The organism is Methylobacterium sp. W2 (assembly GCF_020662345.1).
Lineage (GTDB): Bacteria > Pseudomonadota > Alphaproteobacteria > Rhizobiales > Beijerinckiaceae > Methylobacterium.
In genome coordinates this window covers 1-22,520 of record NZ_VMOA01000044.1, presented here as the reverse complement: position 1 = coordinate 22,520, position 22,520 = coordinate 1, and the positions used below count along the sequence as shown (strand labels likewise).

Here is a 22,520-nt window from a genome sequence, read left to right as displayed (position 1 = left end):
CTACCACCCGCTACGGCTCGTCGTGACGATCTGCCGGGTGCGGCGAGGGGCGCCAACGGTAGAGCTTGTCAGAGCCTGGAGACGCGCCAGCAGGTCCGACCGAATGAGGCGCATGTCGCTGTAGTCGCGATAGCCCACGCTCCCGGTATCGGCGCTTTCCACGCGCTCAACGCCGCTCGCCATTGTCCGATCGATGTCCGTGATCTGCTTGCGCAGAGCGGCGATCTGCTTCTCGAGGTCGTCGGCCATTCGCTACCTCGTCGTTCTGCTTCGGACCTTGCTGCGGCGGCCGGCGGCGCGCTGAAGGTTCCGGGCCGCTAGCGAGCCGGCGGCGACTGTCGGTTGCTCAATCTCGGTCGGGACGATGACCCCGCCCCGCTCGACGCCGAGCGAAGCCTCCAGATCCCGCCAATGCACTTCGCGCCAACGATCCCAGCCGCGCATGGCGGCGAGCCCGCGGGCATAGTTGGCGCAGTCGAGCACCTCGTTGCGCCTTCCGCCGATCGGCACCCATTCGCGCCGCGTCCGGCCCCGGGTGACATGCGTGACGAGCTCCTCGGCCGTCAGCTGCTTCACCTGATCTTCGGTCACATCCTCGGGCAGGTGGACGAAGCCGGCCGGGAAGGGCCGCCCGTCCGGCGGGCGCTGCAGGGACAGGCACCCCATCAGCTCTTGCTTGGCGAACGAAGCCCCGACTCGGATCGTTTTCAGGCCGCGGCGCAGCTTTTTCCCCGCCGGGGTCGCATCCTTCGCGCCGACACCGAGGAAGGCTGCCGCGTAGCTGTCCTGACCGTCGACGGCATGGACCGGACGGCCTGCCTGACGCCGCACGAAAGCATAGACCTCGGCAGTGAAGCCGCTGGAATCCACGCCCCAGTCCCGAACCGTCATTTCCGCGCCGCCCTCGTGCGGCCACGTCTCCGAGAACAGGGCTTCGAGTTCGGTCCAGACCTCAGCGCGGTTCGTGTCGCCCGGAAGCACCCGGTGCTCGATGAGCCAGCGCTCGCGGTTGCGGCCGAAGGCCCAGATGCTCGCCTCGAGGCGGTCTTTCTGGACGTCGACACCGCCGAACAGGATCAGGCCGCCGAAAGGCACCGTCCCGCTGCGGTATCGACCCTTGCGGGTGTAGACATCCTGCCAGTCGGGTGCGTCGGCGCCTTCCTTCCACGTCCTGGCGAGCTGCGTGTTGAAGAAGGTCCGCAAGGCCTCCGGTCCCCGCCGTAGCGCGCGGGCGAATTTCGCCACCGTCTCGCGAATGGTCTGCTTCGGGGCGTAGAGCTTCGACGCCTGGAACCCTGCATGGTCGTTCGGCACCGCCTCGGTGCCGCAATGGATGCACAGGGCCCTGCGGACGCCGTATGCTTCGGGCGCCCAACGCTCCGGAGACTGGTTTTCGCCACAGCATGTGAACGAACGGGTCTGCCGCCACTCGATCTTGCGCAACGCCACGAGCCGCTGAGGCTCGGTCATTGGATGTTCGCAGGCCACGCACTCGTAGCGGGCTGTTTCCGCCCGGATCTTGCCGTCCGCATCCTTGTCGAAGCGGACCTGCTCCCATTCCAAGGGGTGCCAGCCGTGGCAGCCAGGGCATTCGACGAAGGCTTTGCGCTGATCGCTCTCCTCATAGGAGGCTTCGATGGCGCTGCGGCCCGCTACCGTGGGCGAACAGGCCCTCACCGACAGGCTGTTGGCCTTGAACTCGGCCTGGCGCTCCTCGGCAAGGTCGATGGGCGAGCCCTCGCCGCCGGCGGAGAGTGGATACTTGTCGATCTCATCACAGGTAAGCAGCCGGATCGGCCGCATCGCGAGGTTGGTCGGGCTGTTCGAGCCGACGAGGGTGATGTGTCCACCCGGGAACTGCTTGTGCGTCAGGGTCGCGCCGGCATCTCGCGACTTCGAATCCCCGAAGATCTCCCGCAGGACCGCCGTGTCTCGGATCATGGGCGCCAGCCGGTCCTTCGAGAAGGTCTCGGCCGCGTCGTCCTTCGGCTGAACCACCAGGATTGGGCACGGATCGATGTGCATGAACCGGCCGAGGATATTCTCGATCACGGTCGTCTTGAGCAGCTGCGTGCACGCCATCAGAGTGATGACGCTGACACCCGGCTCGGTCGCCGCGAGCATCGGGCCGCGGGCCACTTCGACCCGAGAGACGATGAAGCGACCGCCGTTCGACGATTCCTTGCTCAGCCTGCGGTAGCGCTCGGCCCACTGAACGACATCGAGGTTCGGGGTCGGGGTCGCCCCCTTCCGCCAAGCCTTCGCGAGGCTGTCGGTATCAAGCGAACTCGGCCGAGGGTTCTCCGAGCTCGGAGAGATGCTGTTTGACATGCGCGTTCAGGATCGTCGTCAGCGCACGGGGGTCGACCTTCAGCTCGTCTGCCATCACCACCGCGACCCGCGCCGGCCAGGACTGCCAGGCGTCGCGGTAATCACGGGCGGTGTCGAAGAACAGCTTCTCGGCCGCCTCGCGATCGACGAGCTTCTTGTCGTTCTTCTCGACCTCCTGCTTGCGCTGGAGGCCCAGGAAATTCTCCTTGCGCCGGATCGCGTCCGGCAGCGGTAGGTTCGTCGGGTCGAGCGGGCCGATGTCCACGGCCTCGTCGTCGCCGTCCGGAAGCTCCGCCGGTCTCGGCATCGCCTCGCCGAGCTTCTGCCAAGTGTTGGGCTTGGGCTTCGCTGGCGCCGTCGGCTCACGCGCCGGAGTGTTACCGGTAACGGCCCGGATCGGCCGATGGGTAACACCGCCTCGGTAGCTCGCAGGGCGCTGATCCAGGTTCCATTCCGACGCCTCGACGTCGATCAAACCTGCATCAGAAAATACCAGCAAGCCCTTCTGTTTCCACGCAGTTACGGCTTTTCGGGATACCCCACGCCGACGGGCGAAATCGGCTTGGCTAAGGTGCCTGTCGTCGCTCATCCCGGCTGTTACCTGTTACCCTGTTACCGGGTTTTCGGACCCTGGCGCTAGAAACAACTGGGGCCCCGACCACCCGTATAGGGTTGGAGGCCCCAGGGTCCCCGGCGGGTTAGGACGGGCGTCCCACCTGCTCACTGCTGACAACACCAGGGGTTGGTTCCTAGGAAAGGTCTGAGGGTGGAGAGGCGCGCCATCGCATCGACCCCGCAGCCTGCATTAGCACTTTGCTATTGTTCAGACGGTAGCAATATGCTACACAATCATCATGCGCCAGATCACCTACACCAAGGAAGCGACCAAGACGCTGAGCCGGATGCCGGCCAACGTCTCCAAGCTGATCCGCGCGAAGGTGAAACAGTATGCCGAGGACCCGTCCTCACTGGCGAACAACGTCAAGACCTTGCAGGGCCACGAGAACCGCCTTCGCCTTCGTGTCGGCGACTGGCGCGTCCTCTTCAACGAAACCGGTGAAGTCGTCGCCGTTCTGAAGGTTGCCCCGAGAGGGGGAGCCTACGAATAGCCTACCTTGGACAGGAGAGACGCCATGAACGCCCAGACCATCATCACCCCTGCGGGGGAACGTCTCGTGCTCATCCCCGAGGCCGAGTATGCCGCCCTTATCGAAGCAGCCGAGGATGCCGCCGACAACGCTGCATTCGATCGCATCGAGAAGCGTCTCGCCTCCGGGGAAGAGGAGCTTATCCCCTCCGATGTCGTAGACCGCCTTCTCGATGGCGAGAACCGCGTCCGCGTTTGGCGTGAGCATCGCGGCCTGTCGGCGAAACAGCTTGCCGAGAAAGCCGGCATCGCGAAGCCGTTCCTCTCTCAGATCGAAACGGGAAAGCGCGAGGGGACCGTGGACACCCTTCGGAAGATTGCCGATGCGCTATCGCTAACCATCGACGACTTGGTGGGGTGATGGTTGCGGCGCTCGGATTCGAACCGAGGACCTCCAGGTTATGAGCCTCGCGCGCTACCGGGTGGTAGAGAGGACCTGATCCCCTGTGCCCCCGCTAAGGCCCGCAACATGAACCGACCGTCGCAACTTACCTTCGGCCTGCTGCTCACCGGGCTGGCCGGCTACATCGACGCGATAGGATTCATCCAGCTGACCGGGCTCTACACATCGTTCATGAGCGGCAACACCACGCAGATGGGGGTGTCCATCTCTCACGGTGCGGTGGACGGCATCGTAAGGCCGGCCGTCTTAATCGCCACGTTCCTGCTCGGCTCGACGATTGCCAGTGGCTTGTCGATCGTCACGCCCGCGCCTTGGAAGACGACGATCGTTCTGACCTACGAAGCCATCCTGGTCTTCGGAGCGTTCGCCCTTGGGCTGCAACTGCCTGATCTAGGCCTGGTGTCGTTCTTCCTGGCTTTGGCCATGGGTGCGCAGAACGCGGTTCTCGGCTCGGTGCAAGGCTTCCGCGCAGGAACGACGTTCGTCACTGGGGCGCTATTCAGTCTCGGTCAGAAGATCGCCGCTGCCTTTACGAGGACGGGACCGCCGCTGGGCTGGATTGGTGATGCCGCGGTTTGGTTGGCCCTGCTGATCGGAGCTGTTGGGGGAGCCGCCGTCTACAGCGCGATCGGCATCTTCGCCTTGGTCTTCCCCGCTGGATTGACGGCCTGCCTCGCGGTTCTGGCCGCGCTATTCGCAAGGACGCATCGGGTTCGAACTTGAAGGATAGCTGAGGGGGCCGAAGGCAAGTCTGGTTGACGACCCATCACTGTCCGACACCGTACGCGGAACTAGCCAGGGGTATTGCAGGATTGATCCTCGAAGAAGGAGCACGCGATGTGGATCTTGCAATGGGGCGACAACACCAACCGAGCGAGCGGCCAGTGGAACCACGAGGAGCATGAAAGCTCTGAGATGGCGCTCGAAGCTGCTCGGATGAAGGTCGGAATGGGCCTGGTTGCCCATGCCATACACTCGCCAGCCGGGGTTCATTGGATGACGGGTGACGAACTGATGGCTGCTTTGAATCAGGATGAAGCGCCAGCGGAGTGATGACCGGCAGGTGTGAGATCGCTGTTGGTGAGGGCAACCTGCGTCGCTGCTGGGCGGAACAGGGTCCGGTCTCGGGGCCTTGGCTAGGACACCCAGGTGCTCAGGTTCGCCAATGGGCTGCCTCTGCCCTCGCACAGGAGCCGACCCATGAACGCCCCCATAACGTCAAACCCTAACCAGACCCAGCGCGGTGGCGCCGCGAATAATCCCGAGCATCTGGTCGGCAACACCATCGACAAGGTCGATCAGGTTAGCAGCATAACCCTTCTCGGGATGGCAGTGGCCGGCGCGATTGCAATCGACCTGATCCTGGCGGTGATCGTCTAGCGAGTTGCAGAGGCTACCGGGGCGGTGCGCCCGTCCCAGCCAACGCGGTTTCAACGTCGGGATCAGGGCTTAGAAATACGAGCTTCGTCCGTATCGGCATGGACGGACCACACTTCGGCACGCTCGGCGCCTACGTCTACGATGCGAGCAAAATCGGCCTTGTGCGTGACGAGGCCCTGTTTGGCATGCTCCCGGGCCTCTTCCTCCGAGCCCGGCGCCGGCGTCTCACCGATCTTGTTTCCCTGGTCATAGAACTCGATCCAATAGGACATCCGTGCCGTCCCTTCCGCTGCGAGATCAGGAAGGTAGGGCGCGTTAGGTCTGGGACATCCGCCATATGCAATCAGCAAGGGCCGCAGGGCAGAGCCGCGGACCATACGACGCATGCGGCTCTCACTTTCAGTGCAACACCAAACGGATGGATCCAAAGATGTCAAAACGCCAGGGACTGACTCTGCTTTATTGGTCGCTGTCTGGAACTGGCGCATTCGCGCAGTCGGTTGACCAGCCTCATACTGCGACGGGCAAAACTCAGCCTGCCCCGAGCCCTGCAGGTTCGACCGACGTAGATATGGGATGGCTGTGGTTTACCGTGCCAATTCTGCTCATCATGGCCGCCATTTATATCTTCGCGAAATGGCGTTCGCCGACGTCGGTCGACCGCGATAAGTGAGTTTTCCGGGCGAAGACACAGACTAAAAAATCAATGGCGACGCCTTTTCGAAGCAGTACCCCAATGGGGTCAGGGCTATGGAACCAGCCTACAAAGTGGAGAAGCGGTCTGACCCATCTCCGTCGCGGCTTAACATCGATCCCCTGGCGGGAGAGTACAGCGGCGACCGTTCAGTGATTCGGACTACTACAACAGCTGGACTTGCGCAATGTTCAATTCGATGGAAGAGGGCCGCCCAAACAGAGAAACGGACACGGCAATTCGATCATCCGGCAGGATCCGCTCCACAGTGGCAGGGAACGAGGCGAACGGCCCGTCGATTACCATCACGCCCTGACCGATCTTGATCCCGACCGGCTCTACGATCTCGCCCTTGGCGATGCGGTCTACGAACCGCTGCAGGCCCACGGCATCGAGTTGGGCAGGCTTGAGCACCGGTCCGGAGACATTGCCCTCCAGCGACTTATCCTCGACCGGATAGCAGACAATCTCAGCGACGCCCGGCCGATCCTTGGCCATGGCAAGGTGGCCCGCATCCTTCACGCCGATGAAGACCGTGCGGATGAGCATCGGCGTGCGGCGGACGACACGGCGGCCGCGGCGTACGACGACTTCCGAAGCGCGAGGCTGATAGGTCACCACATCCGCTGCCTGCAACGCCTCTAGGGCCCGCACGCCCATGCGAGGCGTGGTCTTGGCAATGTACCAGCACAGGGTCGGATCGATCGTGGGCGAGGCCACACCGCAGATGGGATCGGCCGCGCTACGAGCGCTCGGTGCGGATTGCCCCATGCCGAAGCTTGCACCGGTGCCCGAGGAGGCGCGGCGCTCCGCCCTTCGCTCGTCGCGACGCTGCCGGCGCTCCCGCTCGCGCTGTCGCTTGCCCTTGCTGCGAGCCATGGAGTTCTCCCTTGGAATCGAATTGGGTGCATCCGCGGCTCAGGCCACGAACTGGCGGAGCTCGTCGTCGAACATCAGGGACACGTCCCCGATCTTACCGGTCTCGTGAAACTTGACCTTGCGGATGCCGACGTTGGCGATGCGGTCGTGCGGAGAGGCTCGGTGGATCACCACACCGATCTCGGCCTTGTTCGCCCAGGTCGCACCGTCGGCGATGTCGTAGAGGGACATCGGCTCGCCATTCCGGACCGAGAGGCCGGAAGACTTCGTCGGGTGAGCCACGACGACCGTGCAAACGTCGTAGCTGTGCGCGAACCGCTTCAGCAGACGGATGGCCCTGTTGGTGTAATCGGCGACGTTCTCGCCGGGCCGGCGCTTGTGCTCGACCTCGTTCCAGGGATCGAGGAGGAGCATGGAGATGCCCTCGCGGACCACGGCGTCGGCGGCCCTGTCGATCACCCACTGGACGTCAGCCTCGGTGTCCTCGTCGTCCGGAGCGAGGGCAATGAAAACGAAATGCTCGTCGATGAACTGCCGGCATCCGTCGCATTCCGGTTTGGTCCAGAGGTTGCGCGGCTTCTGGAGCATGAAGCCGAGCAGCATGTTCTCCAGGATCGGACGGACATGCATCTCGAAGGAGGCAATGGCGATCCGCCAGTTGTGCCCCGTCGCCATGTTCATCGCGATCTGGGTCATTAGGGCGGTCTTGCCGCCACCAGGTAGGCCGCTAACGACGACGAACGCCCCGCGGTAAAGCCGCATGTGGAGATCGAGTTCGCGGAATCCTGTGGTTAGGGCAAGGAGTGGCGGACGCTCCGGAAAGTCGGAGAGCTTGTAGAGGCCTTTCACCGGGAAGGGCTTCGCCTGTTCGATGCAGGCCATGACCGCGTCCGCCCCGAAATGCTGGAGCACCTCGTTCAGATCCTTCACCGGCCGGAGCACGCCGTCTGTATCCGCCACGCAGGGCTCTGCCGGATAGCTGACGAGGCAGCACCGGGAGCGGCCAAGCCTGCGGGCGAGCTCCTGTCCGAGGCGGCGGCCCGGCTCATCGTTGTCGACGGCAAGGACGAACCGCTTCACCCGCTTCAGGCGGTCCCAGTTGTTGAAGACGTAGCGGTACTTGTCGTCGTGTTCGGGCACCACGTCGTCGGCATTGTCTGGCACCACGACGATGTTGCCCTGCTCGTCACGAGCTGGCGGGGCGCCATCCGGCACCGAGACGGTGAAGGGATGGCCGGACTGGACGGCGGCGACCGTATCCAGTTCGCCCTCGGTAATGACCACCGGTGCCTGACCGTTCTGAACGGCCGGGTCGTCGAGGACGGCGACATTGAAGAACGTCTTGCGGGCACCGGCACGCTGCCAGAACCGTTTCTTGCCGGCCGAATCCCGCCCCCGGTACTTGGCGTTCACCTCCTCGCCACCGTCGAGGTACGGGAAGACCAGGATGTTGCCGGCGGCATCAGGAACCGGATCGCCACCCTGAGCGCGCTTGGCGCTGTAGATCCCCAAACGTGAGGCGGTCTCGCTGTCGAGGGCCCGGCTTTCGAGCCAGGCGATTGCCGTTGGGTTGAGGGTCATCGCTGAAATACTTCCCGCCGCTCAGATCGCAGTTGAGGCATCGAAACCCGACGCCACCGGCGTCGATCGTGACGCCAAGGGATCGGCGTCGGCGGTTGGCTGCGTGCTTGGCGGTGACCGAGCATCGAGGGCAGATCGCGTAGTGTCGGCCGGGGGATGTCGATCGCAGGAGGATCCCGAATTCGCGAAGGATCTCATCGACCGATCTCACGGCACGTAGCCATAGGGCTTTGGTCGCGGCGCCTCGGCCTTCGCCTTAGCCTCAAGTCTGAACTGCTCTGCCGCGAGCCGCGCCTCCCGTTCTCGCTTGGCCAGGGCACCGGGCACGGCAAAGAACCAGTTGGCCTGCTCGCCGGCCCAACCGGTCAGCCCGGTGAGCTCGGACCGGAGGCTGATGTTTGGGAACGCCGCTTCCCATTTCAGGAAATCGGGCTGAGTCAGCCGGATGACGCCGCTCTCGAAAAAATATCGGCTCGCTCCCGGCACCGATCGCGAAGCGGCGGTGCGAGTGTCAGTCTCAGGTTTTTCAGGAAGAGGCTCAGGTGGTTCTACCAGAGCTAATTCTGTATCTGTCTCTGTCTCTGTCTCTGGGGGCGTCACACCGCCGTCGCGTGACGTCACAGTATCGTCTCCGTGACGCTTCTTCTCTCGATAGCGACGTGTCCGTGACGCGGACGTATCGCTCTCAAACTGGCGGTCCGCCCATTTTCCTACCCTCGAGTCGGCGAGAAGTCCGCTTGCTTCCATCTGGTCGAGAATCGCTTGAACCTCGGCCGTCTCGCAGGACAGCACGTCGGCAATGCTATCTGCATCGATCGCGAACCGTCCGCCCTCGTTCACCTCCGCAGCGCTCTCCAGCAAACAGCACCACACGAAGACAACACGTTCTCGGGAAGCCTTTGAGCGGCGCGCAACACCTCCGAACTTTGGATCAGTGGTGAGGCCCGCGTAATGGCGAAACCAGCGGCTCATAGCGTGTCCTCACTGTCGCCAGAGTTGCCGTCGTTGCCGCTACCAAAGCCATAATCGAAGAGGATCACCCCCTGCCGCCCTTCCCGAGCGATTAAAGACGCCGTTTCCAGCTCAGCCAATTCTGCAGCGGCGTTCGGCATCGCCAATGCGCTTACGATGACGTCCTCGTTCCACGGGAACCGCTTCGCTTCGTCCGCTAGGGTACCGAGCCCAAGAAGCAGAACACGTGCGGAGGTAGAGACCGACACGAAGGCTTCGTTTGAGAAAATGCCCGGGTGGATCAATTGGCTGCGGCGCATGGAAAGTTGTCTCTCCCGCTCCGTCCGCGTCAGGAACCAGTCGCGAGCTACGCGGAGCTGATCATCTTTGATTTCGAGGAAGGGCAAGAGCGCTGGTTTAATCTTCGAGAGCCACAGGCTGCGGCTCACTCCTACCGCGCGAGCTAGCCCTTCATCGCCGGCATGGACCCACCCTCCAGGTTCAGGGGCGGTGTATGTCCAGGCTCGCGCGGCGGCACAGAGCCGAACAAGGTTCATCAAGCAGCGAAACGAGCGATCATCCAGAATCTGCACTTCAAAATCCCGCAGCATCGCGCTGTGCAGAAAGATGTCGTCCAAGCCCGGCGTAAAATCTGGATCCGAATCATCGAACGTGAATGTCATGATGGTCCTCCTCCGCGAACGCGGGCTCGCAGTCTGCCATTCTCGACGGTGAGCCGCGCAATCTCATCCTCGAGGTCGAGCTGCGTCCGTTCGTCTGATGCCAGATGCGCCCGCATGAAAACGGTGTAGGCGTCGACCGCCGCGCGATGGTCGGCGATGTCCTCGCTCTGATGAGCGCGCCGCTTGGCGTCGACCCAGCGATCGAAAAGGGCGCTCCGATACGCCTTCACGCGCTCGGGTATGGGGTGTGACGAGACAGCAAGGGGCATCGGCCAAAGCTCCAAGGTTCGGGAGCGCCGTGTTCGGGCGTGAGGGATGAGGACGGCGAAGCGCTACGAGCGGGTCAGGCCGGCGGCGGCTGGGCGTGGGTCAGTGGGATCACCGCTCAGTGTCCCTGATCCAGGGGGCGATCATGATCGCCAGGCCCGAAGCCCAGCGCAGGATCATCCGAGCGATCCACGTCCGGGCCCGGAAGGCCCAGGGCCGCGTCGGCGGTGGCGAGGAGGGAAAGGACGGACCTGTGCTCATTGCGCGCCTGCTCCGTTGCACGAGCGTCTCGCGCTGCTTGTCTGAGGCGATCCATCTCTTCGGAGCGGATCGAGCGGGCTTCATTGTGCCAGATGCCCCGCACCCGGCGGTCGTTCAGTCCCGTGGTGCGGGCCACACGGGAGAGCGCAGCCTTCACGTTCTCGCCGAGCCGCATGGGGCCCGCGATCAACTCCACCAGATACCGGGCCTCGGCCTGAGAGCTCATGGCGACAGCCTCGCGGGCCTTGGGTGATTTACCCGCGTTCTCGGGTGACTTGCCCAACATCTCGGGTGGCTCCTCTGGTCTTGTGGTGTTCGACCACGACGGGAGACCAGAGGATGAGAAGCGACGTTGGGGGTCGGAACGAAGGACAGGCTGACGGACGCGGCGCCTTGGCGGGAGAGCGCGGACGGCAGGAACAGGATGGAACGAGCGGAAACAATCACGACACGGCCTCCGCGGGAGCGCGGCGGTTCGTCAGCGGCTGCAGGTCAGCGGATCTAACCCTGCCGCCGGTGACCTCCTCGATACGGGCGGCAACCCGCACCGAGGGACCACGGGTCCGGAAGCGCAGCTTCCTCACGCCGTACTCGGTGATGTCGCCGATCTTCTCGGCCATCTCCGCGTCGGACAAGTCTTCGAACCGCATGAAGTCCTTGAGCAGCATCAGGCAGCAAGCCTCCCTGCAGAGGGAGGAGGCAATCGATACGGACGTCCAAGCGACGAGGAAGGAACGCCCCGATGGGCACGTCGGAAGAAGACCTGTTCGATATCCAGTTGGACAGCATCGAGAGGGAGTTGGACGTCGATCTCGGTGGGGAGACACTGGAGATCGAGTTCGCCTTCAGCCGTACTGGCTGCCGGGGGCATGCGAGGGTCAGCATCGAGGCGGATTCGGTGACCACCACCGAGATTGTCCCGTTCGGCATGAGCGACCTGCATCTGGCCTTCGCTGCCCTGGCGGAACAGACGAAGGCGTGGCGGATCGAACCGATCACGCGTGGCTAATCCGGGCGAACGCTTGTGTTGTTGCGTTCCAAATCCCACTCCCTCCGCCAGCACGCTGACACCATGGACGCTTTGAGCGAACGGCCCGCTGCCTATCGCACCGGAGATCCTGGAACGGGTGACGCCGGTGCCGACAGCGTGACGGCCGAGACCGTCGTGGATGCCCTGGCGGTACTGATGGTTGACTTGGCCAGCGCTCTGCCCGGAATGGATAGACGGGAGGTGCTGGAGCGGTTGGCGAACCGTCTCGACGACCGAGGACGAGCACCAGACGGCACCGGCGCGGCGCGCCTGCTCCACAGCGTGGGCGACGCTCTGATGCGAATGGGATGCTGAGACAGAATGAGTTCTTGGAGACCAAGCATCTGCATAAACAACCGGCCGGCCTGGCGCCACCAGCGGAGTACGAGCCGAAGCGAGGGAGCGACGAATGGACGAAGCAAGGTTTCGTGCCCTGGAAGCGCGTATCGCCACCTTGGAAGGCGAACTGAAGCGCGCCCGGAGCGAGATCCAGTGGGCGATTGGACTGATGTTCGTGGTGCCGGTGGGGCTACTGATCATCTTGCGGGTGTGGTCGTGAAGGGCTCCCATCCCGATGCGCGGAGTGACCATCAATTTACGGTCGTTGATCGGTCGAGCACGACGGAAAGCTTGGACAACTGCGGCTTCGGTCGCTGCAAGATAGCAAACGGGACACCGGCCGTGGCCCTGCTGGGGCAGGTAAGCCTGTCCCTGATGCGTATGAGCTTGTGAGGAGGGCATCAGGTTCGGCCCTCAGAGTACCGACGCCTAGTCTCCGCCCATGAGGTCGGGGTTACCCGGCCACCACTCATCTGCTCAACGGCGATGATAACGCCAAGTGGCGCTGCGTACTGGCCGGTTTCCCAGCGCTGCCAAGTACGAGCCGGGTTTTTCCCGGAAACTCCAAGGCGCACCGCAGCTGCCTCTAGCGAGAGGCTCTGACTTTGCCGCCAATCCCGAGGCGAAATGGGCTGAACCATCTGCGTTCCCAACCTGAATCGCTAGCTACATAGCGTTTCTCGCTAGGATTGCCAAGCCAGTCTTAGCGCCTCTGGGGATAGAGGCGGCGCTGCAGGTATGAGAATTTAGCTATATGCGCACGACCAGACCGAACCGTATCGCCGAACAACGCCGCGCGAAGGGGCTTTCCCAGCAACAGCTGGCGGACGCCATTGGCGTTCATTGGACGACGATTTCCAAGCTAGAGCGTGGCGTCACGAGGCTCGACTTCACCTGGACGGACAAGCTTTCTCAAGCTCTAGGCGTAGATGAGTGGGATCTCCTACCGCAAGTCCGGCGTGTAACCACTATATCGGTTTCCGGAGAGATCCACTTAGGTGGCGAGGTTGATCCATTTGATGATAACAAGGTCAGAACTTGGCATCTAAACAGCAATGTATTCGAGGATTTGGACATGATTTGGGTAGAGGTGAGAGGAAATGCCCTCTATCCATACTTCAAAGATAACGATTTGTTGGGGCTAACTTGGGCCACAGAGGAGGAGTGCCTTAACGACAAGGGAGAAATGGATTATTCTGGATTTTATGGGCGCTTCTGTTTAGTTAGCACTAAGGAAGAGGATCAATTCATGGGCGTTGTTGCACCAAGTAAAACTCCTGGTGCGGTTGATCTTCACAATGCTCATTTTCCTCCGCTTGAAGGCTTAAAACCCTTCAACCTGGCGCAGGTGACCGTCGCCATTATGAACAATCCCGCTATGCGGAAACAGATGGCCGATCCAGGCAAATAGCTTTTCTCGCTAGAACCGCTTGCCAATGCATAGCGTTTAGCGCTAGATTGCTTCATCGCCTATAGCGGTGGAGCCGAACCATGCTCGCGAACGCCTACCCTTTCCTTCCGATTTGCAGGCTCGCCATTGCCTGGGCGATCGGCAACGCCGCCACCTTTGGCGAGGCCTGACCATGACGAACATGGTCACCTTCCCCCGTTCCCAGATCGGCGAGCCCGAGGGGCGTAGCGCACTGCTGGCAGAGGCGATCCGGCACACGGCGCATCTCGCCGGCCCGATCAGCCCCTTCGCCCTGTTCAAGCACCTGCAGGACTGGCTTGGCCTGTCGGAGGAGGAGTGCGGCGGCGAGATCAACACCACCCTCTTCCTGATGGTCCGAAGCGGCCTCTACACGTCGAACACGCATGACGTGGAGACCGGCACCATTATCCTGGCCGCGCACACGCTGCTCACCCCTTCGGTCACGCTCACGCTGTGCATGCACGACGACCACGAGAGCGTGCCTGAAGAACCCGAGATTTAAGAGGTCACGGACGCGCTCACCGAGGCGTCCGTTTCAAGCGGCCCACGCAGGTCTGAATAGCCGTCGAGGGCCTCCACCCAACCCACGGAGATGAAGTCATGGAACAGCGCCTTTGCGTTGATCGCACCCCTGTGTCTGAAGCCCAGGCGTTTACGACGGATGCCCTCGACGAACGTGATCTCGATGCGGCTGCGACGAAGCTGCTGACGACAGAACTCACCGAAAAAGCTGCGCCGGCCGACAGCGTCGATCCTATCATCGCTGTAATCGAAGAGGGCCGCCGGCTTCTCTCCCTCGCCGATGCGGCCTTCGCCCCCGGCGTGGATGAAGACACAAGGATGAATGCGCTTCGGCGGCTTGCAGATTACTGCCGGGGCGTTCTGCTTGAGACGGTCCCGCAGACCGCCGCGGGTTGCCGCGAGCTAGCACGCTTCGCCGTCGAGTATCATGAGCATCAGGAAGTGCCGATTTCCGACGACGAGCACGTTGTCGCCAGCCTCATCGCCCAGTCACCCCTCTTGTCGCATGTCGAGCCGCCGGCCGACGGGCCAGAACCTGTTTCCCCCGAGGACGTCGACCCGGAAATGGGGCGCGTTCAGTGCGCTGAGGGCTCGCACCCTGACGCCTACGGACTGCTAGTTGGTGATGCCGGCGCCGGTGTTCATATGCCGCCCGGCAGCGCGATCGTTGTCGAGCCCATATCGCCGGCACCACGGGATTTCGCTGTGGCCTATTTCAAGCCCGGCGGAAATCCCAGCGTCTGGCACATCGGAAACAGCTTCAATCCGGTATTTCTCGACCCGCATCCAGACAGCGAGCTCATTCCTCAAATCGAGCTATTCGACCCGGTGACGGGGCGTCGTGGGTTCAAGGATGCCCGGCAAATCGAGAAGCTTCATCGCATTCAGGGTATCTACACGCCCACCGAAGTCCGCGATGCGTTCGGCTACGCTCCGGGAGACCTCCGTCTCTATGACGAAGCGCCAGAGGGATGCATCGAATACGTCGTCGGGGATGCCTTCAATTATCCGGTCCTGCGAGCCGGTGATATCGCATTGGTCGACATCAATAAGACGGCCCTGGAACGGGGTATCCTGTTCCTTATTAAACACGATCCAAGCGGCGAGCGCTGCAGCATCATGCAGACGAACAGTTGCAGGATCGACACTGCGAGCACGACGTGGTCCGCCGATCCGATCAACCGGCCGCAAGGTCCGGGCATGCTCGAAAGGCGCCAGAAGGCTGGCGGCATCATCTACGCCAGCGAGGGACCCTTCTCTGAGAAACAGCTGCAATCTATGATCATCGGCAGGGTGATCGGCATTCGCCGCGATGTGGGACGCGTGGCAATAGGTGGCGGGGCATGAGCGACGCCCGCTTCCTTCCAACCGTCGACATCCGCGGTGTGAACACCCTCCTCCTTCGCGACGGCTCCGAGATCCGGCTCGAAGACATCCAGTCCTCGGAGCAGGGACGAGCGATCCTCGACGAGATCGATGGCGCCATCCTCGCCATCGAGGATCAGATCTCCCTCGGCTTTCAGAGCGACGATCCGTCGTGGAAGGTCCGGGCCGAGATCGCACTCAAAAGGAAGCGCCGGAGCCGGCCGGCGCTTCAGGCCCGCATCGGCGAGCTACGGCGCGCCGAGAAGGCGTTGGCGATCCGGGACACCCACGCCAACGCGACCACGAAGGTCGATGCCAAGCGGCAGGCCTTCGTCCATGCGGCCTACGAACTCCTCGGCCACGAAACCTGCGTCGAGGTCTGGGCCTTGGCTCAGGAAAAGCAGCCCGTGCTGTTCACGGAAGGGGGAGCGTCATGATCCCCCATTCCATTCAGCCGAAGCTGATCAAGCTTCTCCCGCTCCTCGGCAGCGAAAACGACGGGGAGGTGGTGTCAACGGTTCGAGCGATTGGGCGGACGCTCGCCTCGGCCGGCACCGACTTCCACGACCTGACCGACTCCCTGGTAAGGGCGAAGGTGGTCAACAAGCCGCTCTCCTCGGCCGAGGGCTTCAACTACGCCGATACCTACCGAGAGGCGGCCTTCGACGGTCGCGATGACACCCATCCGCGATCACCCTCCCGACGGTTCGGGCTCACCGTCTGGCACCCAGAGCAGGTGATCCCGTGGTGGGAGGTGGCCAAGCACTGCATCACCGAGAGCAAGGCCCTGCCGAGGAAGGTCGGCGGCAAATTCCTGCGGCCCGACGAATTCGTGCTGCTGAAGCGCATCGAGGCGCACGAGTTCTGGCCGACCAACCAGGACGCCTCATGGCTGGAGACCATTGTCGCTCGCCTCCATCAAGCGCGGGATTTCACGAAGCGGGAAAGGGCAAAGCCATGACGGCTCCCGATCCGATCCTAGCGGTGATCGCGGATCACCGCGCCGCCGACGATGCCCTGACCCTCATCCTCGAAACCCTGGATGAGGACGACGAGGAGGCGATGCGAGCCCACAATCTCGCAGCGGATCGGTGCCTCGACGCCCGCCGGGCCATGAACGGCATAGTGCCAGTGACGATGGGCGGCCTGCAGGCCCTTGTCGCGCACTACGTCCGATATGAGGAATACACCGATGGCTTCGAGCGTATCGGGGCCGCCCTGGAGGGGTGTGAATCCACATTGCGTTTTTCGGCCCTTCAGCGCGGAAAAGCCGAGCTACACGAACAAGTTGTCAGCGCGAATCGACCGACTGTTTCCGAGGCTGTTTCGGCGCACCGAGCAGCATATGACGCCTTCCAGGTCGCGCCAGACGAGAACGTCGACCTCAATGCGGTCCTCGACGCTCAATCCGCAATGCAGACCGCGCTGAATGAGATGCTGACCACTCCGTGCGTCAGCCGCCTCGATGCCCTTGCGCTCCGGTCGCACCTGCAATGGTGGCTCGCCGACGAGGCCGAGTTCGAGGCGGACTATCAGCCCGCATACGCCATCGCGCAGGCCCGAGCGGCTGAACTCACGATGCTCCTCGACGGAGGCGTGCCATGAGGGTCCCGACCATCGACGACGTCCGCACTGCGTGGATGCGACTGCCGGCGAGCCAGCGCGACGAGATCGGCCTGCTCGCCGTGGACCTTGCCTTTCAGGGATACCTCTACGGCGACCTGGTCCCTGAAGAGGATCAGGTTCTGGCGGACCAGGACGAACGAGATGCGGCCGGCGACCGCGAGAACGATCGCCTCAACGAGATCCATCGCGCCGTCACGGCCGCGCTGCCGGACCTATTCGGGCCAACGGGGGAGCACCCGGCTTGGGCCAGCAAAAAGGACCACGCGACATGAACACCGCTTTCCTCCTCATGGCGCAGTACAGCGGCGCTGCCGTGATCCCGATCGATAAGGTGTGCAAGGACTACTTCTCGCACCTGACGCCAGAGAAACTGGTCCGGAAGATCTCAGCCGGCGCCATCGCCTTGCCCCTCGTCCGAATGGAATCAAGCGAGCGCTGCGCGAAGGGCGTCCACCTCAACGACTTGGCGCGTTGGATCGATGATCGCGCCGAGGCGGCAAGGAAGGAGTGTTCCCAACTCTGCCGGTAGCATCATCCCGCCGTCTAAGCGCTAGCCAACGTCAAACGGACGCGTTCAACCGCTGGTGTAGAACTCACAGCCGACCAGTGCTATCAGCGCCTTCAAAGTTCGCGCCTGTGATGGTGTGTCTCAACATGAACGTCGAGTAGGCGGACTGTGGCAAGAGATTTACGCACGCGGGTCAGCCGGCCGGACCGGACAAACTTCGCCGAGTATGTTGACCGCTTACCAGTTGCAAAAAAAACACTTGGGTTGACGCATATTACGAGCGCTTACACCCTGAGAGATATAATCGAAAACGGGGTGATTAAGTCTCAAGATAAATGCGATGTGCTGGAGGAAGAGGTTATTTATGCATTTTACGGACGAGCAGCCTACAGGCATAAAGAGTCATTTGTTCCAGCCAATTTGACAAGCTTGTATCCTACGGTTTTTATACTCGATCCTCACGATATACCGCCGCCTAAATACGTATTTGGCTTTGATAGCGGTGCATTTTGCGCCGGTGTAATGGATGATCATCTGCATCCATACATGCCATTGTTTGATTTTTTACTTACGCCCAACACGGCCTCAGCCGCCCGCCTCATTGAGGCAGTTTTTTCAACGCCTGAAAATTTCTTCCAAAATCGTCCGGGTAGTACTTTCACAGTACCACCCGGCGATTTTGAAGCCGAATCGTATGCTTCATTAATAAAAAGTGGAGGGCATGGGAATGTCCGGTTGGATGATCGCCTCTCGACTCCAGAAATAGTCTTTGCAGATCCAATTTCCCTGGCGAAATCAGTTAGAGCAGTAATATTGCCAGAAACCCTAGGGCAGCAGTCCGACATCGGAGGAAAACTTCGTAGTTTGAAAATTCGAGTAGATGAATATCCCTGGACGTCTTGCTCGCGTCCAGGAGAAAATCATTTTATGATACAAAACATGGTAACAGCAATATATAAAGACCTTGGATGGCTGTGATGAACAATAACAACTCCGCCCTCTATGATGCTATTAAATCGGCCGAGATCACCTCGGCCCTTGTAGTTCACTCAAGTGGGCCGGGATTTGCCATACCAATCGCTCGATTTGGGCGACTTTATAATTCTTTGTATACTCCTACCGTCAACCGCAAGCGTAAGATCAATGGCTTCTCACAAATTGCAGAAGTAGGCCGAATGCAAATATTAAGAACCCCCCGAAAATTAGCATTGGGGCAAAACGAGGTGTTCTCCTTGATAGGCCTAGATGGTCAAGCAATAGCCGGAACAAGGACTGAATTATCACCTATCATCGCAGGCTGGCTTAATACAATTACCGCATCGGCACTTAAACTTAATCTAGCTATATTTTGCCGCAATTATGATGTGGCATATCAAGAAGGTCGATTATTGTTCCAGCGTAAATCCAAGGAACTTGGCAACGAGGATGCGGCTGCACGCTGGTTTATATCAGCTTTCATTTGCCTGCCAATAGCACGTGAATTAGCAAGAGCTTTAATAGACTCAGACCCGTTTGAAGACGGAATGGATTTATCCGCCCTTCCACAAATAATCATTAACGTCCATAACGATATCGATATCTATTTTTCCGATGAGGTGTTCAAACCGGAACAGGTAGGAAGCAAGCAATACCGTGTTGATGTCCGTAATATTCTTGAACTGGCTCGTTTATCAACTAATCGAAACGTAGCAATCAAATATGGACGACATAATAACATCGACGACGAATACGATCGTTTAGCTCTTGAGGCACAAATCAGCGATGAACTTGCAAGACTGCTTTCTTTGAAAAATCAGGAGGGACGCGTTGCATACCTCTTAGAGATGTACATTAATAAACCTGATATCTATAGCTATGTCATTGATCACTACGAAGACAAGTCCGGATTTGCTAATCGGGCAATTGCTTTACTTCGGAATAAAAAACCTAGCATGATACGTAATCATTCCGACGGCGCATTCCAAGTTGCCTCTATTATCGCAGAAATCATGAGGTTTGTGTTCCCCCCGGGAAAAGAGAGATTGATAGTTGCACTATCAATAAGATTGGGATCATACAATGTTATTCGGCATCAACTCAATGGATTTATTAGGAGAAGCTCTGTGCTGAGAGCGTTAAAATCGGTAGAAGAAATAAAAAAAGTATTACAAACGAAATAAATTCGATAAAGCACTTGTTTAACAAAAATTACATTTGTATAGTTGTAGATGTAAGCCACGTCCACCCTGAATACTTGTCACCTGCTATCCTAATATGAGTATAGCGCTGTAGGCTTTGCCAAGACCGGTGACCCGACACTGAAGCAGCCAGCGGCACGGTCCGCCCCATCTCGAACAGCCGAGAGACGCCCTCGTGGCGTAGATCGTGAAAATGCAGATCCTCAATGCCAAGAAAGGCGCAAGCCCGCGTGAACGCGGCTGAAATCGCATCCGTCGTATAGGGAAAGATGCTGGAATGGGTGCGAGGCATTGCCAGAGCGATGCGCAAGGCTTCCGGCGGCAGTTCGCACCACACGTCGTTCCCGATCTTCTGACCGGGATTCTTCATGTCCCGCACCAGAACCCGTGAGCCAGCCTCGTCAAGGTCCGCCCAGGTGATCCGTGTGATCTCTTCCTGCCGGCGCGTCGAGAACAGCGCGAAAGCAATGACGCGCTGCATCGGCATGGCGCTGGGTCGACGGTCCCGCACCTCGCCGAAATGTTTCATGAGCTGATCGAGCTCGGCAAGCGTAGGTCGGCGATCCCGCTTCTCCGACCCAGCCGTGAGGCCCAGCCGCTTCGCGACCTTCTGGGCCGCCTCCATCTGCGATGCGTCGAGCGGGTAGCCCCACGCGGGCTTGGCGATTGCGAACACGCTGCTGAGATGGGCCAGATAGTTGCCCACGGTCTGTGGCTTCCTCCCCACTGACAGATCATGAGCGAACTTCACCACGTCGGCGCTCGTCACGGCGGAACAGGAGATCCCGGCAATGTCGAACGTCTTGATGGTGCGCAGCACCTGGACCTTCGTCTTTCCCGGAACGCGTCGCGACTCGGCGGTGTAGCGGTCAATCACCTCCCCTAAGGTCGGATCGTTGCCCTTAGCGGCATCGAGAGCACCTGGCTGCGATAGCTCATGCTCGCGCTTGGTAATCCAGGCAGCGGCGGCCGGGCGCCTGTCGAAGGTCTTGGTCTCCCTGTGGCTGACCCCATCTCTTTGGACGGCGATCTGCGCGTGGTATCCGGTGGAACCGTTCCGCCGCTTCCGCTCAAGAATGGTCCCCATGGCGCCCCACAGCCGGTTACAGCATGGGTCGAACTCCTACAGCAATGCTGTAAAGTGGACAACGATTTAGGCGTATCGAGCCCGTTTCAGTGGGACCGGGTACAGCATGAAATGGCAGCGAAGTGTCTGACGCCGTTAAAAAATCCAACGAATTCAGTCCGTACCGCTTTTCGGTTGCGCCGATGATGGATTGGACCGACCGCTATTGCCGGTCGTTCCATCGCGTTCTGTCGCGCCGTGCACGGCTCTATACCGAGATGGTGACCAGCAATGCGGTCCTTCACGGCGACAGGGCGCGTCTGCTTGGGTTTTCGGAGGCAGAACATCCGGTTGCAGTCCAACTCGGCGGTTCGGTGCCGGGCGATCTCGCCGAGGCGGCGCGCATCGCGGAGGGGTTCGGCTACGACGAGGTCAACCTGAACGTCGGCTGTCCCTCGGACCGGGTCCAGGATGGCCGCTTCGGTGCCTGCCTCATGCGCGACCCGAGCCTCGTCGGCGAGTGCGTGGCGGCCATGAAGACCGCCGTCTTGGTGCCAGTAACGGTGAAGTGCCGCATCGGGGTCGACGATCAGGATACGGAGCTCGCCCTGGATTCACTGGTCGATGCCCTGGAGCCGGCGGGAGTCGACGGGCTCATCGTCCATGCCCGCAAGGCTTGGCTGCAGGGTCTGTCCCCCAAGGAAAACCGCGATGTCCCGCCCCTCGATTATGAGCGCGTGGCGCGGTTGAAGCAGAAGCGGCCTTCACTACCGATCGCCATTAACGGCGGCATCGCTACTATCGAAGACACTTTGACACAACTGGTGTCCGTCGACGGCGTGATGATGGGGCGCGCGGCCTATAACGACCCGGCGCTTCTGCTCGATGTGGACAGCTTGGTGTTTGGCGAGACAGCCCCTGTCGCCGATGCCTTCGAAGCGGTGGAGGCTTTCGCGCCGACCATCGCTGAGGCTTTGGGACAAGGTATTCGCTTGCACACGCTCACGCGCCATATGCTCGGACTGTTCAACGGCCGGCCTGGGGCGCGTGCCTATCGGCGACACCTGTCGACGTTCGGCACCCGCGCAGACGCCGATCTTTCGACCCTGCGCGAGGCGGTGGCTCAGGTCTCCAGAGAGAATCTCGAAAGAACTGCCGTTCAGGCGGCGTGAGCGCTGACTTTAACTGTCGGTCGCGCGCTTGAAGGTGACAATGCTGCGGGTCTCACCCTCCTCGGCCCAGTTCGGCATGACGCGCCACGGAGTCAGGACACGGAGGCGTACCCCATCGATCTCGAAAGACCGCGTCTGTTCCGTGCCGACCCAGGCAGGGTTCCACGCCGCGTCGAGCTTGGCAGTCCACTGGTTTCCCGTGACGGTGAACCGGCCTGTATAGGAAACCATGGTGTCGAGAAGAGCGGCGCGCTCCTTGTCGCTGACTGCAGGCTTGCGGTCCTCGCCGGTGAGGTTGAAGAACACCCTCCCCTCGGGCGTGAAATACGCGAAACCTGTGGGATGGGCACCCATGACCGGAATTGTCTTGCCGGTGGAGCGAACCTCAACCTCGTAGGAAACGAGCTTCCACAGACCGGTGATGCGCGCATCGCCGGCGGTCTGCGCCGATCCGGGCAGCACCGAGGTCAGGAGTAACGGAAGCCACATTCCGAGAAAGATGCGTCGTAGGGTCGAAACTCTCATGATCGGATCTTGTCCTCTTTGAGCAGTGCAACCCAAAATACCCTTGCTGCGTATGCGCTGAGTATTTCTATTGTGACGGACACGACAAAGCCCGCGGCGTTGTGCGCTGCGGGCTTTGGGTATGGGGTGCCTGGAGATGGTCTGTGATGTTGGTTGCGGGGACAGGATTTGAACCTGTGAC

The 22,520-nt window shown here is 60.9% G+C and carries 32 protein-coding genes; 20 read left to right on the top strand and 12 right to left on the bottom strand.

Annotation, left to right across the window (positions count from 1 at the left end; translation table 11 throughout):
• Genes FPV16_RS20595 through FPV16_RS20585 form a run of 3 tightly spaced genes read right to left on the bottom strand, consistent with a single transcriptional unit; the run spans position 1 to position 2,920 of the window.
• Entirely contained in the window at positions 1-249 is a 249-nt protein-coding gene (locus tag FPV16_RS20595; RefSeq protein ID WP_227440225.1) for a phage head-tail joining protein, read from the bottom strand.
• 3 nt (positions 250-252) lie between these two features.
• On the bottom strand, positions 253-2,331 hold the full coding sequence (locus FPV16_RS20590) for a phage terminase large subunit family protein (protein WP_227440224.1): 2,079 nt from the start codon (positions 2,329-2,331) through the stop codon (positions 253-255).
• Positions 2,279-2,920, bottom strand: coding sequence for a hypothetical protein (locus FPV16_RS20585; RefSeq protein ID WP_227440223.1), 642 nt, complete (start codon positions 2,918-2,920; stop codon positions 2,279-2,281). The genes FPV16_RS20590 and FPV16_RS20585 overlap by 53 nt, the downstream gene beginning before the upstream one ends.
• Positions 2,921-3,185: 265 nt before the next feature.
• On the opposite strand from FPV16_RS20585, the gene FPV16_RS20580 reads away from it, so the two are divergent.
• The 5 genes from FPV16_RS20580 (at position 3,186) to FPV16_RS20560 (ending at position 5,261) form a co-directional block, all read left to right on the top strand.
• Complete coding sequence (locus FPV16_RS20580; RefSeq protein WP_227440222.1) at positions 3,186-3,440, top strand: type II toxin-antitoxin system RelE family toxin; 255 nt, start codon at positions 3,186-3,188, stop codon at positions 3,438-3,440.
• A 24-nt stretch (positions 3,441-3,464) separates the two neighbouring features.
• Positions 3,465-3,839 carry a helix-turn-helix domain-containing protein gene (locus tag FPV16_RS20575; protein WP_227440221.1) on the top strand — a complete coding sequence of 125 codons (375 nt, stop codon included), beginning with the start codon at positions 3,465-3,467 and terminating at the stop codon, positions 3,837-3,839.
• Between the two features lie 108 nt (positions 3,840-3,947).
• The gene (locus FPV16_RS20570) at positions 3,948-4,604 is read left to right on the top strand and encodes a YoaK family protein (RefSeq protein WP_227440220.1); all 657 of its coding nucleotides are present in this window, start codon (positions 3,948-3,950) and stop codon (positions 4,602-4,604) included.
• 114 nt (positions 4,605-4,718) lie between these two features.
• Complete coding sequence (locus tag FPV16_RS20565; protein ID WP_227440219.1) at positions 4,719-4,934, top strand: hypothetical protein; 216 nt, start codon at positions 4,719-4,721, stop codon at positions 4,932-4,934.
• 147 nt (positions 4,935-5,081) lie between these two features.
• Positions 5,082-5,261 carry a hypothetical protein gene (locus tag FPV16_RS20560; protein WP_227440218.1) on the top strand — a complete coding sequence of 60 codons (180 nt, stop codon included), beginning with the start codon at positions 5,082-5,084 and terminating at the stop codon, positions 5,259-5,261.
• Positions 5,262-5,323: 62 nt separating this feature from the next.
• Here the strand turns inward: FPV16_RS20560 and FPV16_RS20555 are convergent, their stop codons facing one another.
• Positions 5,324-5,533 (bottom strand): hypothetical protein, encoded by a 210-nt coding sequence (locus FPV16_RS20555; protein ID WP_227440217.1) that lies wholly within the window; start codon positions 5,531-5,533, stop codon positions 5,324-5,326.
• A gap of 158 nt (positions 5,534-5,691) precedes the next feature.
• On the opposite strand from FPV16_RS20555, the gene FPV16_RS20550 reads away from it, so the two are divergent.
• On the top strand, positions 5,692-5,934 hold the full coding sequence (locus FPV16_RS20550; protein WP_227440216.1) for a hypothetical protein: 243 nt from the start codon (positions 5,692-5,694) through the stop codon (positions 5,932-5,934).
• A 186-nt stretch (positions 5,935-6,120) separates the two neighbouring features.
• On the opposite strand, the gene FPV16_RS20545 is transcribed toward FPV16_RS20550, so the two are convergent.
• The 6 genes from FPV16_RS20545 to FPV16_RS20520 all read right to left on the bottom strand — a co-directional run bounded on the left by FPV16_RS20545 (position 6,121) and on the right by FPV16_RS20520 (position 11,245).
• A complete protein-coding gene (locus tag FPV16_RS20545; RefSeq protein ID WP_227440215.1) occupies positions 6,121-6,834 on the bottom strand; it encodes a transcription termination/antitermination NusG family protein in 714 nt (237 codons plus the stop codon).
• A 39-nt stretch (positions 6,835-6,873) separates the two neighbouring features.
• Positions 6,874-8,415, bottom strand: a complete 1,542-nt coding sequence (locus FPV16_RS20540; protein ID WP_227440214.1) for a DnaB-like helicase C-terminal domain-containing protein — start codon at positions 8,413-8,415, stop codon at positions 6,874-6,876.
• Between the two features lie 207 nt (positions 8,416-8,622).
• A complete protein-coding gene (locus FPV16_RS20535; protein WP_227440213.1) occupies positions 8,623-9,387 on the bottom strand; it encodes a hypothetical protein in 765 nt (254 codons plus the stop codon).
• Entirely contained in the window at positions 9,384-10,049 is a 666-nt protein-coding gene (locus FPV16_RS20530) for a hypothetical protein (protein WP_227440212.1), read from the bottom strand. Before FPV16_RS20530 ends, FPV16_RS20535 begins: the two co-directional genes overlap by 4 nt.
• A gap of 385 nt (positions 10,050-10,434) precedes the next feature.
• Entirely contained in the window at positions 10,435-10,863 is a 429-nt protein-coding gene (locus tag FPV16_RS20525; protein WP_227440211.1) for a hypothetical protein, read from the bottom strand.
• 157 nt (positions 10,864-11,020) lie between these two features.
• Entirely contained in the window at positions 11,021-11,245 is a 225-nt protein-coding gene (locus tag FPV16_RS20520; protein ID WP_227440210.1) for a helix-turn-helix domain-containing protein, read from the bottom strand.
• 74 nt (positions 11,246-11,319) lie between these two features.
• On the opposite strand from FPV16_RS20520, the gene FPV16_RS20515 reads away from it, so the two are divergent.
• The 13 genes from FPV16_RS20515 (at position 11,320) to FPV16_RS20455 (ending at position 19,558) form a co-directional block, all read left to right on the top strand.
• On the top strand, positions 11,320-11,586 hold the full coding sequence (locus tag FPV16_RS20515; RefSeq protein WP_227440209.1) for a hypothetical protein: 267 nt from the start codon (positions 11,320-11,322) through the stop codon (positions 11,584-11,586).
• 63 nt (positions 11,587-11,649) lie between these two features.
• Positions 11,650-11,922 (top strand): hypothetical protein, encoded by a 273-nt coding sequence (locus FPV16_RS20510; RefSeq protein WP_227440208.1) that lies wholly within the window; start codon positions 11,650-11,652, stop codon positions 11,920-11,922.
• 94 nt (positions 11,923-12,016) lie between these two features.
• Positions 12,017-12,166 carry a hypothetical protein gene (locus FPV16_RS20505; RefSeq protein WP_227440207.1) on the top strand — a complete coding sequence of 50 codons (150 nt, stop codon included), beginning with the start codon at positions 12,017-12,019 and terminating at the stop codon, positions 12,164-12,166.
• Positions 12,167-12,700: 534 nt separating this feature from the next.
• Positions 12,701-13,357, top strand: coding sequence for a helix-turn-helix domain-containing protein (locus FPV16_RS20500; RefSeq protein WP_227440206.1), 657 nt, complete (start codon positions 12,701-12,703; stop codon positions 13,355-13,357).
• A gap of 172 nt (positions 13,358-13,529) precedes the next feature.
• Entirely contained in the window at positions 13,530-13,880 is a 351-nt protein-coding gene (locus FPV16_RS20495) for a hypothetical protein (protein WP_227440205.1), read from the top strand.
• A gap of 98 nt (positions 13,881-13,978) precedes the next feature.
• Positions 13,979-15,247 carry a hypothetical protein gene (locus tag FPV16_RS20490; RefSeq protein ID WP_227440204.1) on the top strand — a complete coding sequence of 423 codons (1,269 nt, stop codon included), beginning with the start codon at positions 13,979-13,981 and terminating at the stop codon, positions 15,245-15,247.
• Positions 15,244-15,702, top strand: coding sequence for a hypothetical protein (locus FPV16_RS20485; protein ID WP_227440203.1), 459 nt, complete (start codon positions 15,244-15,246; stop codon positions 15,700-15,702). Before FPV16_RS20490 ends, FPV16_RS20485 begins: the two co-directional genes overlap by 4 nt.
• Complete coding sequence (locus tag FPV16_RS20480; RefSeq protein WP_227440202.1) at positions 15,699-16,226, top strand: hypothetical protein; 528 nt, start codon at positions 15,699-15,701, stop codon at positions 16,224-16,226. Before FPV16_RS20485 ends, FPV16_RS20480 begins: the two co-directional genes overlap by 4 nt.
• Complete coding sequence (locus FPV16_RS20475) at positions 16,223-16,870, top strand: hypothetical protein (protein WP_227440201.1); 648 nt, start codon at positions 16,223-16,225, stop codon at positions 16,868-16,870. The genes FPV16_RS20480 and FPV16_RS20475 overlap by 4 nt, the downstream gene beginning before the upstream one ends.
• Entirely contained in the window at positions 16,867-17,163 is a 297-nt protein-coding gene (locus FPV16_RS20470) for a hypothetical protein (RefSeq protein ID WP_227440200.1), read from the top strand. The genes FPV16_RS20475 and FPV16_RS20470 overlap by 4 nt, the downstream gene beginning before the upstream one ends.
• Positions 17,160-17,420 carry a pyocin activator PrtN family protein gene (locus FPV16_RS20465; protein ID WP_227440199.1) on the top strand — a complete coding sequence of 87 codons (261 nt, stop codon included), beginning with the start codon at positions 17,160-17,162 and terminating at the stop codon, positions 17,418-17,420. The genes FPV16_RS20470 and FPV16_RS20465 overlap by 4 nt, the downstream gene beginning before the upstream one ends.
• Positions 17,421-17,567: 147 nt before the next feature.
• Positions 17,568-18,377 (top strand): hypothetical protein, encoded by an 810-nt coding sequence (locus FPV16_RS20460; protein ID WP_227440198.1) that lies wholly within the window; start codon positions 17,568-17,570, stop codon positions 18,375-18,377.
• The gene (locus tag FPV16_RS20455) at positions 18,377-19,558 is read left to right on the top strand and encodes a hypothetical protein (protein WP_227440197.1); all 1,182 of its coding nucleotides are present in this window, start codon (positions 18,377-18,379) and stop codon (positions 19,556-19,558) included. Before FPV16_RS20460 ends, FPV16_RS20455 begins: the two co-directional genes overlap by 1 nt.
• 28 nt (positions 19,559-19,586) lie before the next feature.
• Here the strand turns inward: FPV16_RS20455 and FPV16_RS20450 are convergent, their stop codons facing one another.
• On the bottom strand, positions 19,587-20,663 hold the full coding sequence (locus FPV16_RS20450; protein ID WP_227440196.1) for a site-specific integrase: 1,077 nt from the start codon (positions 20,661-20,663) through the stop codon (positions 19,587-19,589).
• A gap of 122 nt (positions 20,664-20,785) precedes the next feature.
• Between FPV16_RS20450 and dusA the strand changes: the two genes are divergently transcribed.
• The gene (gene dusA, locus FPV16_RS20445) at positions 20,786-21,814 is read left to right on the top strand and encodes a tRNA dihydrouridine(20/20a) synthase DusA (RefSeq protein WP_227440195.1); all 1,029 of its coding nucleotides are present in this window, start codon (positions 20,786-20,788) and stop codon (positions 21,812-21,814) included.
• Positions 21,815-21,823: 9 nt separating this feature from the next.
• On the opposite strand, the gene FPV16_RS20440 is transcribed toward dusA, so the two are convergent.
• Positions 21,824-22,303, bottom strand: coding sequence for a lipocalin-like domain-containing protein (locus FPV16_RS20440; protein WP_227440247.1), 480 nt, complete (start codon positions 22,301-22,303; stop codon positions 21,824-21,826).
• Between the last annotated feature and the right edge of the window lie 217 nt (positions 22,304-22,520).